The sequence below is a fragment of the Rhizobium sp. CAU 1783 genome, from assembly GCF_054551725.1.
Window position 1 is genome coordinate 1208768 of the sequence record NZ_JBTOLM010000002.1, and the last position, 16395, is coordinate 1225162.

Below are 16395 nucleotides of genomic sequence, written 5' to 3' on the forward strand. Positions count from 1 at the left end.
CTTCTCCCCGTTCTGACGGGGAGAAGGGACAAGAGCGGCACCGCCGTGGCCGTCCCCTTCCCCCGCAAGCGGGGGTCCGAAGGACGGGCAGAGACAGGCGGCTCTGCTCCGGTAGGTCAGTGGTAGGGGCATTCGACCCCTTGAACGACGGGCTTTGCCCGCCTCAATCGCCGAACAACAGGAGCATCCGATGAAACTGCCGTTTCGATTGCCGTGGGTGTCCCCGGCAAAACGGGGATCCGTGTCCGAAGCCAAGGCGGTGGGGGGCGGGTTGTCGCTGGTGGCAGGCGATGGCGAGGCGCGGTGGTCGGGCCGCTCCTATGCGTCGCTGTCGCGCGAGGGTTTCATGAAAAACCCGGTCGCGCACCGCACCGTCCGGCTGGTGGCCGAGGCCGCCGCCGCAATCCCCTGGCTTGCCTATCGCGACGGGCGGGAGCTCGAGGATCATCCGGCGGCGGCGCTTGTCGGCCGGCCGAATGCCCGGATGGGCGGCGCGGATTTCTTCGAGGCGCTCTACGGCCATCTGCTGCTCGCCGGCAATGCCTATGTCGAGGCGCTGGCGATCGGTCCGCGCCCGGCGGAACTGCATCTCCTGCGGCCGGACCGGGTGGCGGTCGTGGCGGGGGCCGACGGCTGGCCCGAAGCCTATGACTATCGCGCCGGCACGGCGAGGCGGCGTATCCCGGCGGGTGATCCGTCGGGGGCAGCGACGGGCGGCGGTGGGCTGCTGCACCTCAAACTCTTCCATCCGCTCGACGACCATCTCGGCTTTCCGCCGCTCGCCGCCGCGCAAGTGGCGCTCGACCTGCACAATGCGGCGGCACGCTGGAACAAGGCGCTGCTCGACAATTCGGCCCGGCCCTCGGGCGCGCTGGTCTACCAGCCGAAGGAGGGCGGCAACCTCTCGGCCGACCAGTATCAGCGGCTGAAGGTGGAGCTCGACGAAGGCTATTCGGGACCGATCCGGGCCGGCCGGCCGCTGCTGCTCGAAGGCGGGCTCGACTGGAAATCGATGGGGCTCTCGCCGAAGGACATGGACTTCGTCGAGGCCAGAAACGGCGCCGCCCGCGACATCGCACTCGCCTTCGGCGTGCCGCCGATGCTGCTCGGCATTCCCGGCGACAATACCTATGCCAACTACCAGGAGGCGAACCGCGCCTTCTACCGGCTGACCGTCCTGCCGCTGGTGGCGCGCACGGCGGCGCGCTTTTCCGGCTTCCTCTCGGGCCTCTTCGGAGAGGCCGTCGACATGGTTCCGGACCTCGACCAGGTGGCGGGGCTTTCCGCCGAACGTGACGCGCTCTGGGCAAGGCTAGGTGCGGCGGATTTCCTGACCGAGGAGGAGAAGCGCCGGGCGGTTGGATATTGAGGGAAGGGGGAGAGAGGGTGCGCTTGGCGGGAGATTCTTCTCGGCAATGTTGTCCGCGTAGTTCTGCCCCTCATCCGCCTGCCGGCACCTTCTCCCCGTCTGGACGGGGAGAAGGGACAAAGCCGCACCGCCGTGGCCGTTCCCTCTCCCCGCAAGCGGGGAGAGGGTCAGGGTGAGGGGCAATCTCCAAAATCCTGCGTCCGACGGCGGGCTCAAGGACGGGGCGTGGACGTGGAGGCATCACGGAAAAAAAACTCACCCCTTGGCCCTGCAGGGCATCTCCCTCCCAAGGGGGAGATCGGATGGCCGCAAGCGTCCCGCAGGTTCAACCTGAATCGGAAGATGAGGCGGTTCACCCGGAACATCCGGGAGATGAATCAAGCTCTGAGCATTGGCGCCCAAGCGGTTCATTCGAATCGCGAATTTGACGATCGTTAAAGTGTCGCGTGAAGCGGATCCTGCCCGGGATCGAGGCCGGAAGACGGGGAAATGTGCGCCCGGAAAGGGTGTGATCCGGGTGTGTCGGCCTCCATCGGCGAAGGGAGACGGGACGCGGAAAACCGCGCGGCTCTTTCTCCGCCTTTTCTAATTTTAGCGGCGGGAGATTAACAAATGACTGACTTCGGCCATGACGGCGGCGTGTGGAGCGCGCGCCTGGTGGGCGCGGTCGCCGGCTCGGCGATTTCGCTCGTCTACCTCCTGCCGAAGGGGCGCCGGGAGGCGGCGATCCGCTTCCTGACCGGCGTCGCCTGCGGCCTGATCTTCGGCGGACCGGTGGGGCTGTGGATCGTCCGCAAGCTCGACGTCGCCGCCGAACTTTCGCCCCCGGAGATCATGCTGGCCGGGGCGACGGCGGCGAGCCTTTCGGCCTGGTGGGGGCTCGGGCTCATGGTCCGCCTGATTGCCCGCTACGGCCAGCGGCCGGGCGGGTGAGGGTTCAGCCCACCCGTCGGCCATCGATCATCCATCACGAGGAGAATGCCATGTACGCCTATCGCGGACCGGTCTCGCTGACCGAAAAATTCGTCAACCTGACGTTGAAGGGCGTTTCCGGCGACGGGACCTTTTCCGGCTATGCGAGCCTGTTCGGCGAGGTCGATCTCGGGCGCGACGCGATCGAGCCGGGGGCCTTCGAGAGGTCGCTGGCACGGCGCGGGGCGGCCGGCGTGCGCATGCTCTTCCAGCACGATCCGGCCGAGCCGATCGGCGCCTGGCGCCTGATCCGCGAGGATGCCCGCGGGCTCTATGTCGAAGGCCAGCTTTCCTTCGGCGTGGCGCGGGCCCGGGAGGTGCATGCGCTGATGAAGTCGGGCGCGCTCGACGGGCTGTCGATCGGCTTCCGCACCGTGCGCTCGCGGTCCGACCGCAAGGGCGGCGTGCGCCGGATCCTCGAGGCGGATCTCTGGGAGATCTCGGTGGTGACCTTCCCGATGCTGCCGACGGCACGGGTTTCGAACGTCAAGCATGCGCGGTTCTTCCGCGACAGGGAAACCGAGCTGGTCCGCGCCATGCGCCGGGCAGCCCGGACAATGGCGGTGGATGTCTTCAGGAAAGGATGACAGATGAGCGATGCGAAGATGGACGAGCAGACGACCGGTGCTACGCGCAAGCGGACCGCACCCGAGGTGAAGGCGGCGCCCGACAGCGTGACGGCGGCCTTCGAGGATTTCATGACCGCCTTCGAGGCGTTCAAGGACGTCAACGACCGGCGCCTCGCCGAGATCGAGCAGAAGCTGACAGCCGACGTCGTGACCCGCGACAAGATGGAGCGGATCAACAAGGCGATGGATGAGCAGGGCCGGGTGCTCGACGAGCTGGTGCTGAAGAAGCTGCGCCCGCCGCTCGGCCGGGGCGGCGAGGCGGACGGTCCGGATGCGGCCGAGCACAAGGCGGCCTTCGAGGCCTATATCCGCCGCGGCGACGAGACGGGGCTGCGCGAACTGGAGGCCAAGGCGATGAGCGCCGGCACGCCCGCCGACGGCGGTTATCTGGTGCCGCCGGAAACCGACACCGAGATCGGCCGCCGGCTCTCCGTCGTCTCGCCGATCCGCTCGCTGGCGACCGTCCGGCAGGTGTCGGGCGCGGTGCTGAAGAAGCCGTTCTCGCCCGCCGGAATGACCGCCGGCTGGGTTTCCGAGACGGCGGCGCGGCCACAGACCGCGACCGCCCAGCTTTCCGAACTCTCCTTCCCGACCATGGAGCTCTATGCCATGCCGGCGGCGAGCCAGGCGCTGCTCGACGACGCGGCGGTCGACATCGAGGCCTGGATCGCCGGCGAGGTAGACATCGCCTTCGCCGAGCAGGAAGGCACCGCCTTCGTCAGCGGCGACGGGGTGAACCGGCCGAAGGGCTTTCTGAGCTATGACCAGGTGGCCGACAGCGCCTGGGAATGGGGCAAGATCGGCACCATCGCCACCGGGGCGGCGGGCGGCTTTGCCTCTTCCGGTCCCTCCGACGTGCTGATCAACGTGATCTACGCGCTGAAGGCCGGCCATCGGCAGAATGCGAGCTTCGTCATGAGCCGCAAGACGCAAGGCGAGATCCGCAAGTTCAAGGATGCGGATGGCAACTATCTCTGGCATCCGCCGGCCCGGCCGGGCGAGCCGGCCTCGCTCGCCGGCTTCCCGGTCGCCGAAGCCGAGGACATGCCGGCGATCGCCGCCAATGCGACCGCGATCGCCTTCGGCGACTTCCGCTCCGGCTATCTGGTCGTCGACCGGGTGGGTGTGCGGGTGCTGCGCGATCCTTACTCGGCCAAGCCCTATGTGCTGTTCTACACCACCAAGCGCGTCGGCGGCGGGGTGCAGAACTTCGAGGCGATCAAGCTGGTGAAGTTCTCGGCGTAGTGGAGGGCCGTGCACAAAGGGCCGCGTTCGGTTGACGGGCGCGGTCCGCGCGCGGGCAACGACGCCTTTCGACGAGCGCCAAAGCTGGCTAAGACGGAAGGCGGCGATAGCCGAAACGAGTCGGGTGGGCGGCGGCCCAGCGCCGGTGACACGAGCGAGGAGCGAATGGACGGACAGCATTTTATCTACACGCCCTACTGGCTTCGCGTGGTCGCGATCGTTTGCCTGACCGCGATTCTGGCGCTCTCCATCGTCGTCACCATCTTCTACATCCACACCAACAAGGAGGACTGGATCCTGCTGGCGCTTTCGGCTGCGCAGGTCTCGGCCTCGGGTCTGGTGGTCGTGCTGTTCCTGTTCTTCTCGGCCCGCGATGTGGGCTCGACCGGCCTGCAGCACAAGGCGGACCGTTTTCTCTGCACCACGTTTCCGAGCGCCTGCGCACTGATCGACTTTCCGGTCGCCGAGCCGCGGACCTGGGCCGACATGAAGATCGGCCAGCGGTTCATCCGCAAGAACCGTGAGCAGGCGCCGACGGAAGTTCTCGTGCGCCACAACATGGGCGAGAACGCCGCCTTCTATCGCATCGGCAAGCAGGATCGCGCGCTGACGATGCGGGTGCAGGCCAATGTCTACGAACTGACCGTCTCCTATTACTTCCCGGCGGCGTCGCAGGGTGAGGTCGAGGGGTTGAAGGACAAGCTCGACTGGGCGCTGCAGCGCTACACCGAGATCGGCGGCTATGCGATCAGCTGGTATTTCAGCAAGGAGGAGTTCGACGGTCGAACCTATGCATCGGTTCACCTGACCCGCGTGTTTCCGGAGGACTTTCTCGAAAACGAGAAACTGAAGCTGTTCTTCTGCCAGGACGTCGCGGCGAGCACCCGCAGCCTGATCAAGGAATGCGGCGCGCAGCGCATCGCGACGACCTATTGAGCGGCGCGGCTTTGCCATTCTTTTCGGACAATGCCGGAAGATCTCGACGGGTTTGTTTCCGACTGCCGCGCTGGTGACGTTCCCGGCGAACTAAGGGCAGGGGCCGCGACATTGACCCCTCACCAACAAATTCTACGACTTGGCTTTGCCAAGGCCGTGATTTTGTATCCTCTCCCTCAAGGGGGAGAGGAGGGCTTCCGCGACGGCCTCTCTTCTCTCCTTGAGGGAGACGAAGAGAAATCGGCGTCACGGCTTCGGCCAGGTGCCAGATTTCCCGGATGAAGGGGATGTCTCTGGGAGAGACTTCCGGAGCTGACGTCATCCTTCATCCGGTTCCTGCCCGTCATCCGCCTGCCGGCACCTTCTTCCCGTGATCATGGGGAGAAGAGACGAGGGGCGGTTGTCGAGCAGCAGGAGGGCAGGAGGAGGCATTCTTCCGGTCGCCCCCCTCTGTCGGCTGCGCCGACATCTCCCACTCAAGGGGGAGATTGCCCCAACCGCTCTGTTTTCCAATCCAATCCCAGGAGACAACCATGACGCTGTTTGCGACCGCCCCGCCGGCGGCCGAGCCGGTGACGCTTGGCGAGGCGAAGGCCCATTTGCGGATCGATGCCGACGACGAGGACGCGCTGATCGGCGCGCTGATCTCAACGGCTCGCGAGCATGTCGAGCGCGAGACCGGGCTGGTCATGCTGTCGCGCGGCTTTCGCCTGTGCCTCGACGCCTGGCCGGATGACGGCGTCGTCCGCATTCCGTGCGGGCCGGTTCGCACGATCGAGGCCGTCACCATCTATGACGGAGAGGGCGAAGCGCAGGCTGTGCCGCTGGCCGGCCATCTGTTGGACGGCGAGGCGCGCCCGGCGCGGCTGTGGCTCGCCGATCCGCCCCGTCCTGGGCGGATGCTGAACGGCATCGAGATCGATTTCGTCGCCGGCTTCGGCGAGAGCGGCGCCGACGTGCCCGACACGTTGAAGCGGGCGATGCTGATGCATGTGGCGGCGATGTTTTCGGTGCGTGGCGTCGTCTCGCCCGAGGCGATGCCGGCGGCGATCCCGCCCGGTTACGAGCGTCTGATCGCGCCCTTCTGCCGGCGGGGGCTCTGACATGGGACTTGCCGATTTCGACCCCGGACAGATGAGCGCGCGGCTGAGGTTGGAACGTCCGGTCGCAACGCCGGACGGCCAGGGCGGCGCGACGATCGCCTTCGAGCCGGTGGCGGAGTTTTGGGCGCGCATCGAACCGCTGGCCGCCGCCCCGGAGGAAATGGCCGGTGCCGGTCGTGTCACCGTCACCCATGCCGTCTGGCTGCGCTTTCGCGCCGACGTTGCGGCCGGCATGCGGCTTGTCAAGGGAAGCCGGCGGCTTGTCATCGAAAGCCTGCGCGATCCGGATGAAACGGAGCGGTACCTCCTGTGCCGCTGCCGGGAGAAGGGACGATGAAGGCAGAGATCCGGACACCACTGGCACGGACCGGCGAAGATATTGCCATGGCCTTGTCGCGGGGGCTCGGCGAAAGGCTCAGGCGGACACTGAGGGAGAGGCGATCGAGCGCCACGGCGGACGATGCTGCGCAACGGAGCGGGCCGGACGGGTCGGGTCTCGAGAGCGGGAAGGCAGGCGGACGATGACGAGCCCGGCAAACGAACTGATGACCGCGATCCAGACGCGACTGACCGCCGATGCGGGGCTGGTCGCGCTGATCGGCCCGGGCGGCCTCGGCGACCGGCGGGTCAACCGACTGGACCTCCCGGTCGTCGTGGCCGGCTCGGTCGAGACCCGCGATCTTTCGACCGCGACTGAACCCGGCGCTGAGATCATTTTCACGCTGGAGGCCTGGTCGGGTGAGGGACGCCGCGCGGCGGAGGCGATCGCCGAGGCGCTGCGCGCACTGCTCGACGATGCCGATCTCACCCTTTCCGGCCGACACCTCGTCAGCCTTAGCCACCGCCGCACGGTGAGCCGCCGTGAGCCGAAGACCGCCTTCTTCGTCGCCGAGGCGTCGTTCCGGGCGGTCGTGGAGTGAGGGCTGACGCCTTCACGGCCGTATCCCTGCAGCACCGGCATTGAGCCGAACAGTTTCAACATGATCGAAGGGATTTTTCCATGACGGCACAGAGAGGCAAGGACCTGCTGGTGAAGGTCCATGACGGGGTCGGTTATGCGACGGTGGCGGGGCTGAGGACCAAGCGGCTCGCCTTCAATGCCCAGACGGTCGACGTCACCGACGCGGAGAGTGCCGGGCGCTGGCGCGAGCTGCTCGGCGGGGCGGGCATCCAGCGCGCGGCGCTGTCGGGCGCCGGCCTGTTCAAGGACCAGGCGTCCGACGCGCTCGTCCGCAGCGCCTTCTTTGCCGGCGACATCCTGTCGTTCCAGCTGGTGATCCCGGATTTCGGCACGGTGAGCGGTCCGTTCCAGATCACCGCGCTCGAATATGCCGGCGCCCATGACGGCGAGGTGACCTTCGAGATCGCGCTGGAATCGGCCGGCGCGCTGACCTTCGGGGCGCTCTGATGCGGGGCGCGGGAGAGATTGCGTTTGCCGGCCGGGCCAACCGGCGGCGCGGCGAGGTGGAGGCGGTGATCGACGGTGAACGGCGCATTCTCTGCCTGACGCTCGGCGCGCTGGCCGAACTGGAGACGGCCTTCGGGGCGGAAAGCCTTGCCGATCTGGGAAAGCGGTTCTCCGCCGGACGGCTGAAGGCGGCCGACCTGATGGCGATCCTCGGCGCCGGGCTTCGCGGCGGCGGCAACCGGCTGAGCGACGAGGACATTGCCGGCATGGCGGTCGAGGGCGGAATTACCGGCGCGGCGGCCGTGGTGCGCGACCTACTGGTGGTGACCTTCGCGCCGGAGGCGCCTGCCGGGAAGGGAAACGAGGCAGGGCCGGAAGGGACAACGTCGCCGGACCCTTGAGCGCCGCAGGCGGCGCGGCGCCGACGACGGCCCGGGCTTTTCCCTGGGACGCCGTGCTCGACGCCGGGCTCTGCCGCCTGCGGCTTCACCCCGAACGTTTCTGGACCCTCAGCCTCGTCGAGTTCGCCGCGATGACCGGGGCGTTTGCCGCAAGGCCGCCGGTTCTCGGGCGAGCGTCGCTCGAAGACCTGATGCGGGCCTTTCCGGATTGAGGCGGCGGATCTGGCAATCCATTCGAACAAGGCTACTCAACCTAGGCTGACCGGGGTCGCGCGCGTGGCTCGCGCTTTCCGCCGAAGGGCGAGGCCGGGTGCGTGTCCTGGACCGCAAAGGCGCAGACATACGAAGGATCACCAACATGGATGACGACGACATTCTGGCGCTTTCGCTCGACATCGACGGGACGGTGGCGCTGAAGGTGCTGGAGGACCTCGAAAACCGATCGCAGCGTTTTGGCGCGGCACTGACTTCGGCGCTCAAAGGTGCGACGGTGGGTGGCAAGGGGCTGGAGGAGACGCTGAGGACGCTCGGGCTGCGGCTCGCCGACATCGCGTTGTCGGCCGGGCTGAAGCCGCTGGAAACCATGCTGGGCTCGGCGACCTCGGGGCTGATCTCGTCGCTGACGGCCGGTTTCGGGTCGCTGATGCCGTTTGCCGACGGCGGGGTGCCCGGAGGTGGGACCGGGCGCGTGACGGCCTTCGCCTCGGGCGGCTTGGTCTCGGCCCCCACCTATTTTCCGCTCGGCGGCGATCTCGGCCTGATGGGTGAGGCGGGCACGGAGGCGATCCTCCCGCTGAAGCGCGGCGCCGACGGTGCGCTTGGGGTCGCGGCTCAAGCCGGCGGTGCGACGCAGATCAATTTCCACGTGACGGCGACCGACGCGGGGAGTTTTGCCCGCAGCGAAGGCCAGATCACCGCCATGCTGGCCCGCAGCGTCGGACGCGGTCGGCGGCATCTCTAGTTGTGAGGGGCCCCGTTTTCTCCGAGAGACGGAAACGCTCGATCTTTCTGTTTGCAAGCAACTCCGGACGAAAAGCCGCTCCACACGTTTGCCGGCCTTGCTCTCGCTGAGGCGCACTTGTCGCTCTCCCTCCATCCCTCAGAACAAGGAAACCCTGCCATGGCCGCCGGTTTTCACGAGGTGCGCTTTCCCTTGCGGCTGTCGCTGGCGACCAGCGGCGGGCCGCAGAGGCGCACCGACATCGTCGATCTGACCAATGGGCGCGAGGCGCGCAATGCGCGCTGGCGCAATTCTCGGCGCGTCTATGATGCGGGCTCCGGCCTGCGTTCGCTCGACGACCTCTATGCGGTCGTCGCCTTCTTCGAGGCGCGGGGCGGGCAACTCAACGGGTTCCGCTTCCGCGATCCGCTGGACGCGCGCTCCTGCGGTCCGGGGGAGGCGATCTCCCCGTTCGACCAGGTGATCGGCACCGGCGACGGGGAGACCTCGGAGTTCCTGCTCGCCAAGACCTATGGGGATGCGGGCGGCGAATGGCGTCGCGACATCTCGAAACCGGTGGCCGGCACGGTCAGGGTCGCGATCGACGGCACGACGCTGCCGATCTCGGGCTTCACCTCAGATGTGGCCACCGGGCTGGTCACAATTGACGAGGAATATATTCCGCATGCTGGTGCGCTCGTGCAGGCCGGCTTCGAATTCGATGTGCCGGTGCGCTTCGACACCGATCGCATCGAGGTCAACATCGAGGCCTTCCGGGCCGGGCGCATTCCGACCATACCGCTGACGGAGATTATGCCGTGAGAGAGATACCGGCAGCACTCGCCGCACATCTTGCCGGCGACGCGACCACGCTCTGCCGCGCCTGGCGCGTCACGCGGCGCGACGGCGTGATCCTCGGCTTTACCGAGCACGACCGCAACCTTGTCTTCGACGGCACGACCTTTCTGGCCGCGAGCGGCTTTTCCGGGACCGAGGCGCGGGAAGCGGCAGGCCTTTCGGCGCCGGGGGCGGAGGTGAGCGGCGGCTTTTCCAGCACCGCGATCGGCGAGGCGGATCTCGCCGCCGGGCGCTATGACGGCGCGCGCGTCGAAGTGTTCACCGTCAACTGGCGGGCGCCGGAGGCGGCGCATCTGCTCTTGAAGGTGCAGGAGATCGGCGAGGTGTCGCGGGCAGGCGGCGCCTTTACCGCCGAGCTCAGGAGTTTCGCCCACCGGCTGTCCCAGGAGCAGGGACGGCTCTACTGCCGGCGCTGCGATGCCGATCTGGGCGACGGCCGCTGCAAGGTGAGCCTCGCCGTGGAAGGGCGAAGGGCGGACGCCACGGTTCTCGCCGTCGAGGGGCGCGACCGGATCGTGGTGGCTGGGCTCGACGGTTTCGCCGACGGCCACTTTCGCCTCGGCACGCTGCGGTTCGGGACCGGCGTGAACCATGGCCCGACGGTCGAGATCGACGGCAATGCGGCAGTGGGCCAGGGCACCCGGCTCTCGCTCTGGCTGCCGCTCGAGAGCCTGCCGTCGGCGGGTGATGCCGTGACGGTCACGGTCGGCTGCGACAAGGCCTTTTCGACCTGCCGGGATCGCTTTGCCAATGCCGGGAATTTCCGCGGCTTCCCGCACATGCCGGGCAGCGACTTCGCCTACTCCTATGTGAAGGGCGAGAGCACTCATGACGGGAGCGTGCTGTTTGAGTGAGGGGCTGGGCGCGGCGCGGATCGCCCCGCGCGCTGGCCTGACCGGAGTCGATCCGCGTGTCTCGACCCGTCTTTCGCACTCTCGTGAACCGGTGAGGGGACGGTTACGGTCTGTTTTGCCCATTTATCTCTTCAAACGGCCCCTCATCCGCCTGCCGGCACCTTCTCCCCATAATCATGGGGATAAGGGACAAGCGGCACCGCCGTGGCCGTCCCCTCGCCCCGTTTACGGGGAGAGGGTCAGGGTGAGGGGCATTTCCTGTTCGACATCTGACGGAGAGTCCCATGACCGGGATCGGTGAACGGGTGGTGGCGGTTGCCGAAGCGTGGATCGGCACGCCCTACCGCCATCAGGGCGCGGTGAAGGGTGTGGGATGTGACTGTCTCGGGCTGGTGCGCGGGATCTGGCGCGAGATCTATGGCGCCGAACCGGAGGCGGTTGCACCCTATGCGCCAGACTGGGCGGAGCGCGGCGGGCGCGAGCGGTTGATCGAGGCAGCGGCGCGGCATTGCAGTCCGGTGGCAGGTATCGGGCAGGCGCTGCCGGGGGATCTGCTGATCTTCCGGTTTCGCCCGCAATTCGCCGCCAAGCATGCCGGCATCCTCGCGTCGCCGGAAACCTTCATCCACGCCTATGAGCAGGCAGCCGTGATCCGCTCGGCCCTTGTGCCGTCCTGGCGCGGGCGGCTCGCCGGCATCTACCGCTTTCCCGGGATTCCTTGAAGCCGGCGGTTGTTGACGTATGGTGATGGAGTGGTGCGCGAGGCTGCTACCTCGCTCACCGTTTGCTAGTCTTTGAAGACGACCCGGACGGTCATAAATCAGCCCGTCCGGGTTATCCTCAAGACCAGCGTAATGCCGGTTGGCAAGAGCCGCATAGCATCACCTCCACGTTCGAGAGCACAAGGCCTTTGCCGAGGTCGGCGGAGCCCGTCTTCGCCGACGCGCCGGCTGGCGCGGCGCCTGCAGCTTCTGCTCCCGAACCTTTCCAATCTATCGCAATCTATGCGCGCATCCAGAGAGTTGGCGCGAGGGGTTTCTATGGCGACAATCCTCTTTCAGGCGGCGGGCGCGGCACTAGGCTCGGCGTTCGGGCCGATCGGCGCGGTGATCGGGCGGGCAGCGGGCGCGCTCGCCGGCAACATGGTCGACCGGGCGCTGATCGGCGGGGCGACGGTGACCGGTGCCCGCCTTGCCACCGCGAGACTGCCGGGAGCGGTCGAAGGTGCGGCCGTGCCACGTCTCTACGGTACGGCACGTCTCGGCGGCACGCTGATCTGGGCGACGCGCTTCGAGGAGGAGGTGACGACAGAGCGTAGCGGCGGAAAGGCGACCAGCCAGCGGACAAGGACCTATCGCTATTTCGCCAATCTGGCGCTCGGGCTCTGCGAAGGCGAGGTCGCGGCCGTCCGGCGCGTCTGGGCCGACGGGCAGGAGATCGACCTGACCGGGGTCGAGATGCGCTTCTATCCCGGCAGCGAGACCCAGGCGCCCGATCCGCTGATTGAGGCGAAGCAGGGCACCGGCAATGCCCCGGCCTATCGCGGGCTCGCCTATGTGGTGTTCGAACACCTGCCGCTCGACAGCTTCGGCAACCGTATTCCCCTGTTGCAGTTCGAGGTGATCAGGCCGGTCGGCGCGCTGGAGCAGATGGTGCGGGCCGTCACCGTCATTCCGGGCGCGACCGAGCATGGTTATGCGACGACGCAGGTGAGCGAGCGGATCGGCGAGGGACAGTCGCGCATCCTCAACCGCAACACGCTGACGGCTCACACCGACTGGCTGGCGTCGATCGACGAGCTGCAGGCGCTTTGCCCCAATCTCGAAAACGTGGCGCTGGTCGTCAGCTGGTTCGGCACCGACCTGAGGGCCGGGCAGTGCCGGGTCGTGCCGGGCGTGGAGGTCAGCGGGCGCGATCGCGAAAGCCGGCCCTGGCAGGTGTCGGGTATCGCGCGCGACGCCGCGCATCTCGTCAGCCGTCATGACGGAGGCCCGGCCTTCGGCGGAACGCCGGACGACGCAAGCGTCCTCGAAGCGATCGCCGACCTCAAGGCGCGCGGGCTGAAGGTGACGCTCTATCCCTTCCTGATGATGGACATTCCGGCCGGCAACAGGCTTGCCGATCCCTATGGCGGCACTGAACAGGCGGCCTATCCCTGGCGCGGGCGCATCACCTGTGATCCGGCGCCTGGGCGGCCGGGCTCCCCGGACGAGAGTGCCGCGATTTCCGCGACGGTGGCCGCCTTCTGCGGGAGTGCCGAGGCGGGCGATTTCGGCGTCTCGGGCACCGTTGTTTCCTATCACGGGGCAGGCGAAGGCTATCGCCGCATGGTGCTGCATTATGCGCTGCTGGCGAAGGCCGCGGGCGGCGTCGACGGCTTCCTGATCGGCTCGGAACTGCGGGGCCTGACGACGCTGAGGGACGGGGCGGGCGGCTTTCCCTTCGTGCAGGCGCTGGCCGATCTTGCCGGCGACGTGCGCGCCATCCTGGGAGCGGGAACGAAGATCACCTACGGCGCCGACTGGAGCGAATATTTCGGCCATCAACCGGCCGACGGGACGGGGGACGTGTTCTTCCACCTCGATCCGCTCTGGGCCCATCCTGCGATCGATGCGGTAGGCATCGACAACTACATGCCGCTTGCCGATTGGCGCGACGCGGACCTGGAGAGCGCCAGTCCGGACGGCTTTCGCCTCGCCGACGACCGGGAGGCCATGGCCGCGCAGATCACGGCTGGCGAGGGGTTCGACTGGTATTACGCAAGCGAGGCGGATCGTTTGGCCCGGACGCGAACGCCGATCACCGACGGTCTGGCGGGCAAGCCCTGGGTCTTTCGGTACAAGGACATCGAGGCCTGGTGGGGCAATCGGCATTTCGACCGCGTCGGCGGGACCGAGCGGGCGATCCCGACCACCTGGGCCCCGAGAATGAAACCGGTGTGGTTCACCGAACTCGGCTGCCCGGCGGTCGACGGGGGTGCGAACCAGCCGAACGTGTTTGCCGATCCGAAATCGGCGGAAAGCGCCTGGCCGTACTTCTCTCAAGGAACGCGCTCCGACAGCCTGCAACGGCGTTTCCTCGAGGCGCATCTCGGACATTGGCAGGACGGGCCGGCGCCGGCCGGCATGGTCGATCCAGACCGCATCTATCTCTGGACCTGGGACGCGCGGCCGCAGCCTGCCTTTCCCGCCGATCTCGGGCTATGGTCGGACGGTGGAAACTGGCGGACGGGGCACTGGCTGAACGGGCGGCTGGGGTCGGGAACGGTCGCCGACGTGATCGCCGCATTGCTCCGCGATCACGGTTTCGACGATCTCGACGTCTCGGAAGTTGGCGGCGATCTCACCGGCTATGTGCAGGGCGACCTCGCCTCGGCCCGCAGCCTGATCGAACCGCTGGCGGAGGCCTTCCTGATCGATGTCGTCGAGAACGGCGCGCGGCTGAAATTTCGCTCCCGGGCCGCCGCCAGCCTGCCGGCACGTGAGATCGACGTGCTGGCGGATCTCGAGGACGAGCCGCTGTGGCGCGAGACGCGCGGCCATGACAGCGATTTCGCGGCGGAGGCCTCGCTCGGCTATTTCGATCCGGCCAGTGACTATGGCGAGGCGAGCGCCCGCTCGCGACGGGTCGGGGCATCCACCCGTCGCCAGCTTGCCCGCGACCTGCCCGCCGTTTTGCCGGAGGAGACGGCGCTTTCGCTCGCCGAAGGCATGTTGCGCGACCACCGCGTCGCCCGGCGGAGGCTCGAATTTGCGCTCGGACCGGGTGAACTTGGCATCCAACCCGGCGATGTGATCAGGCTTGGCGAGGTCGGGCTGGGCGAGGGGCCGGAGGGGCGCTTTCTTGTCGGCGAGATCGAGGACGGTGCGGCCCGGCGGTTGTCGCTGCGCGAGGTAGCAGCAGCCGTGTCGACGACCCCGGTTACGACCGGTTCAGGACGGACTCCGGACAATCCGGCATCCGCGGGTTTCGATCCGCTCGTCGTGCTGATGGACCTGCCGCGCCATTCGTCCGGCGCGCCGACCGACTTCGCCTGCGTCGCCGGACTGGTGCGGCCCTGGCGGCGGATGACGATCTCGTCGGCAGTCACCGCGGACAGCGCCAGGACGCGGACCGCACTCGACCGGCCGGCAACGATCGGCCGCCTGACGGCACCTCTTACCGCCGGCGTTTCCGGCCGGTTCGATCTGGCCCGGTCGGTCGCGCTCGATCTCTTCTTCGGCGGTCTCTCCTCGGCCGACCGTCTTTCGGTGCTGAACGGCGCCAATCGCCTGGCGGTGGGCTCGGCGAATGGCGGCTGGGAGGTGATCGGTTTTGCCGATGCCGTCGAGATCGCCACCGGCCGCTGGCGGGTCTCGACGCTCCTGCGCGGGCTGGCCGGCACCGAGGACGCGATGGCGGCCGGGGCCGACACCGGCGCGGTTGCCGTCCTGCTCGACGAGGCGGTCCGTCCGCTCGGGCTGACGGGCGAGGAAACCGGACTGGCGCTCGACTACTTTGCGGAACCGCTCGGGGGCGTCGCTTCACCGGTCTCGCTCGGGACATTCGCCGGCGGCCTCAGGGCCGAAACACCCTTGTCGCCGGTCCACCTGAAGGCGCGGCGCACGGCGGCGGGCGCTATCGACTTGAGCTGGATCCGGCGCTCGCGCGTCGATGCCGATACCTGGCAGGGGCTCGACGTGCCACTCGACGAGGCGGTGGAGGCCTATCGCGTCGAGATCCTCGAGGGTGCCGAGGTGCGGCGTGGCGTGGAGGTCGGTGAGACGCGGCTTTCCTATTCGGCTGCCGACGAGCTTGCCGATTTCGGGGCTGTTCAGGGCGTGATCCGGGTGCGGGTGCGCCAACTGGGCCGGCTGGCCGAAGGGATTGCCGCGGAGGCGGATCTGGTCGTCGGGTGAGGGGCAGGCGGGCAGGGGGAAAGGGCGACGGGCCGGAGAGACCTCGATGCGACAGGCGCGGATGACACGCAATCCCTCACGCAGATCGGGGTCCGTACCCACGGGCGCAGCGCATGGGGTCCGCACAGGTTCATTTCCATCAAAATTCAGTGAAAGGAGACAGAAATGCTCGACATCAAGCCGTGGTACCAGTCAAAGACCGTATGGGGAGCGCTGATTGCTGCAGGCGCGCCGCTTTTGAAACACTTCGGGCTGGAATTCGGCCTTGCCGAACAGGGCTACCTCGCCGATGCTCTGGCTGCGCTTGCGGGTGCTGCCGGGGGGATGCTGGCGGTCTACGGGCGCGTCACGGCGACGCGGCCGATCGATCTCGGCAACCGGCGCAGTTGACGGCGCATTCATTTGCCATTCAGAAGGCATGCGATAGATAGAGAGACAAGAGTTCAAGTCGTGCGGAAGAAGAAGCAATGGCATCAATCATGATCATCGCAGGTCTGGCGGCCGGTATGGCGGCTTCGTCCATGCCGGACACCCTCGGCGATGCCATGAACCCGATGCTCGTGCCGGTGCAGTCTCAGGACGGCAACGGCCAGGCAGCGGATGCAGTCGACTGCCGCAGCGCCGCCTATCGCGCGGTCGAGGAGGTCGGCGGCCAGTTGCTCTCGGTCCGCCGGTCGGGCAGCGAATGTGTCGTCACGGTGCTGATCCCCGGCAACGGCAACGAGCGCCCGCGCAAGGTCACGATGCGGGTTTCCAACTGATCTTACGCCTCCCATCGGTGC

At 67.6% G+C, this 16395-nt stretch carries 18 protein-coding genes; all 18 read left to right on the plus strand.

Features of this window, described 5'->3' with window-relative positions; genetic code table 11:
* Positions 1-190: 190 nt before the first annotated feature.
* A complete protein-coding gene (locus ACX93L_RS12710) occupies positions 191-1369 on the plus strand; it encodes a phage portal protein (protein WP_459405168.1) in 1179 nt (392 codons plus the stop codon).
* Positions 1370-1981: 612 nt separating this feature from the next.
* On the plus strand, positions 1982-2302 hold the full coding sequence (locus ACX93L_RS12715; protein WP_459405169.1) for a DUF6107 family protein: 321 nt from the start codon (positions 1982-1984) through the stop codon (positions 2300-2302).
* Positions 2303-2352: 50 nt separating this feature from the next.
* Complete coding sequence (locus ACX93L_RS12720; protein WP_459405170.1) at positions 2353-2928, plus strand: HK97 family phage prohead protease; 576 nt, start codon at positions 2353-2355, stop codon at positions 2926-2928.
* Between the two features lie 3 nt (positions 2929-2931).
* Complete coding sequence (locus tag ACX93L_RS12725; RefSeq protein WP_459405171.1) at positions 2932-4215, plus strand: phage major capsid protein; 1284 nt, start codon at positions 2932-2934, stop codon at positions 4213-4215.
* A gap of 165 nt (positions 4216-4380) precedes the next feature.
* Positions 4381-5151 (plus strand): hypothetical protein, encoded by a 771-nt coding sequence (locus ACX93L_RS12730; RefSeq protein WP_459405172.1) that lies wholly within the window; start codon positions 4381-4383, stop codon positions 5149-5151.
* Between the two features lie 533 nt (positions 5152-5684).
* Positions 5685-6254 (plus strand): head-tail connector protein, encoded by a 570-nt coding sequence (locus ACX93L_RS12735; RefSeq protein ID WP_459405173.1) that lies wholly within the window; start codon positions 5685-5687, stop codon positions 6252-6254.
* A gap of 1 nt (position 6255) precedes the next feature.
* Positions 6256-6591: a phage head closure protein gene (locus ACX93L_RS12740; protein WP_459405174.1), complete on the plus strand. Its 336-nt coding sequence runs from the start codon at positions 6256-6258 to the stop codon at positions 6589-6591.
* 184 nt (positions 6592-6775) lie between these two features.
* Entirely contained in the window at positions 6776-7174 is a 399-nt protein-coding gene (locus ACX93L_RS12745; RefSeq protein WP_459405175.1) for a DUF3168 domain-containing protein, read from the plus strand.
* 80 nt (positions 7175-7254) lie between these two features.
* A complete protein-coding gene (locus ACX93L_RS12750) occupies positions 7255-7662 on the plus strand; it encodes a phage major tail protein, TP901-1 family (protein ID WP_459405176.1) in 408 nt (135 codons plus the stop codon).
* On the plus strand, positions 7662-8063 hold the full coding sequence (locus ACX93L_RS12755; protein WP_459405177.1) for a gene transfer agent family protein: 402 nt from the start codon (positions 7662-7664) through the stop codon (positions 8061-8063). The genes ACX93L_RS12750 and ACX93L_RS12755 overlap by 1 nt, the downstream gene beginning before the upstream one ends.
* The gene (locus tag ACX93L_RS12760; RefSeq protein ID WP_459405178.1) at positions 8060-8275 is read left to right on the plus strand and encodes a rcc01693 family protein; all 216 of its coding nucleotides are present in this window, start codon (positions 8060-8062) and stop codon (positions 8273-8275) included. Before ACX93L_RS12755 ends, ACX93L_RS12760 begins: the two co-directional genes overlap by 4 nt.
* A 146-nt stretch (positions 8276-8421) precedes the next feature.
* Positions 8422-9024: a phage tail tape measure protein gene (locus ACX93L_RS12765; protein ID WP_459405179.1), complete on the plus strand. Its 603-nt coding sequence runs from the start codon at positions 8422-8424 to the stop codon at positions 9022-9024.
* A gap of 159 nt (positions 9025-9183) precedes the next feature.
* Positions 9184-9825: a phage distal tail protein, Rcc01695 family gene (locus ACX93L_RS12770; protein ID WP_459405180.1), complete on the plus strand. Its 642-nt coding sequence runs from the start codon at positions 9184-9186 to the stop codon at positions 9823-9825.
* Positions 9822-10715, plus strand: coding sequence for a DUF2163 domain-containing protein (locus ACX93L_RS12775; protein ID WP_459405181.1), 894 nt, complete (start codon positions 9822-9824; stop codon positions 10713-10715). The genes ACX93L_RS12770 and ACX93L_RS12775 overlap by 4 nt, the downstream gene beginning before the upstream one ends.
* A gap of 284 nt (positions 10716-10999) precedes the next feature.
* Positions 11000-11437, plus strand: a complete 438-nt coding sequence (locus tag ACX93L_RS12780) for an NlpC/P60 family protein (RefSeq protein WP_459405182.1) — start codon at positions 11000-11002, stop codon at positions 11435-11437.
* 318 nt (positions 11438-11755) lie between these two features.
* Entirely contained in the window at positions 11756-15613 is a 3858-nt protein-coding gene (locus ACX93L_RS12785; protein WP_459405183.1) for a baseplate multidomain protein megatron, read from the plus strand.
* 165 nt (positions 15614-15778) lie between these two features.
* Complete coding sequence (locus ACX93L_RS12790) at positions 15779-16003, plus strand: hypothetical protein (RefSeq protein ID WP_459405184.1); 225 nt, start codon at positions 15779-15781, stop codon at positions 16001-16003.
* A gap of 155 nt (positions 16004-16158) precedes the next feature.
* On the plus strand, positions 16159-16374 hold the full coding sequence (locus tag ACX93L_RS12795; RefSeq protein ID WP_459405381.1) for a hypothetical protein: 216 nt from the start codon (positions 16159-16161) through the stop codon (positions 16372-16374).
* Positions 16375-16395 lie beyond the last annotated feature (21 nt).

What these genes read in the sequence shown, in the direction of transcription:
- ACX93L_RS12795 (WP_459405381.1), top strand. Translation starts at nt 16,159, where the DNA reads ATGAACCCGATGCTCGTGCCGGTGCAGTCTCAGGACGGCAACGGCCAG.
- ACX93L_RS12750 (WP_459405176.1), top strand. Translation starts at nt 7,255, where the DNA reads ATGACGGCACAGAGAGGCAAGGACCTGCTGGTGAAGGTCCATGACGGG.
- ACX93L_RS12730 (WP_459405172.1), top strand. Translation starts at nt 4,381, where the DNA reads ATGGACGGACAGCATTTTATCTACACGCCCTACTGGCTTCGCGTGGTC.
- ACX93L_RS12745 (WP_459405175.1), top strand. Translation starts at nt 6,776, where the DNA reads ATGACGAGCCCGGCAAACGAACTGATGACCGCGATCCAGACGCGACTG.
- ACX93L_RS12740 (WP_459405174.1), top strand. Translation starts at nt 6,256, where the DNA reads ATGGGACTTGCCGATTTCGACCCCGGACAGATGAGCGCGCGGCTGAGG.
- ACX93L_RS12715 (WP_459405169.1), top strand. Translation starts at nt 1,982, where the DNA reads ATGACTGACTTCGGCCATGACGGCGGCGTGTGGAGCGCGCGCCTGGTG.
- ACX93L_RS12755 (WP_459405177.1), top strand. Translation starts at nt 7,662, where the DNA reads ATGCGGGGCGCGGGAGAGATTGCGTTTGCCGGCCGGGCCAACCGGCGG.
- ACX93L_RS12770 (WP_459405180.1), top strand. Translation starts at nt 9,184, where the DNA reads ATGGCCGCCGGTTTTCACGAGGTGCGCTTTCCCTTGCGGCTGTCGCTG.
- ACX93L_RS12765 (WP_459405179.1), top strand. Translation starts at nt 8,422, where the DNA reads ATGGATGACGACGACATTCTGGCGCTTTCGCTCGACATCGACGGGACG.
- ACX93L_RS12710 (WP_459405168.1), top strand. Translation starts at nt 191, where the DNA reads ATGAAACTGCCGTTTCGATTGCCGTGGGTGTCCCCGGCAAAACGGGGA.
- ACX93L_RS12735 (WP_459405173.1), top strand. Translation starts at nt 5,685, where the DNA reads ATGACGCTGTTTGCGACCGCCCCGCCGGCGGCCGAGCCGGTGACGCTT.
- ACX93L_RS12725 (WP_459405171.1), top strand. Translation starts at nt 2,932, where the DNA reads ATGAGCGATGCGAAGATGGACGAGCAGACGACCGGTGCTACGCGCAAG.
- ACX93L_RS12785 (WP_459405183.1), top strand. Translation starts at nt 11,756, where the DNA reads ATGGCGACAATCCTCTTTCAGGCGGCGGGCGCGGCACTAGGCTCGGCG.
- ACX93L_RS12790 (WP_459405184.1), top strand. Translation starts at nt 15,779, where the DNA reads ATGCTCGACATCAAGCCGTGGTACCAGTCAAAGACCGTATGGGGAGCG.
- ACX93L_RS12780 (WP_459405182.1), top strand. Translation starts at nt 11,000, where the DNA reads ATGACCGGGATCGGTGAACGGGTGGTGGCGGTTGCCGAAGCGTGGATC.
- ACX93L_RS12720 (WP_459405170.1), top strand. Translation starts at nt 2,353, where the DNA reads ATGTACGCCTATCGCGGACCGGTCTCGCTGACCGAAAAATTCGTCAAC.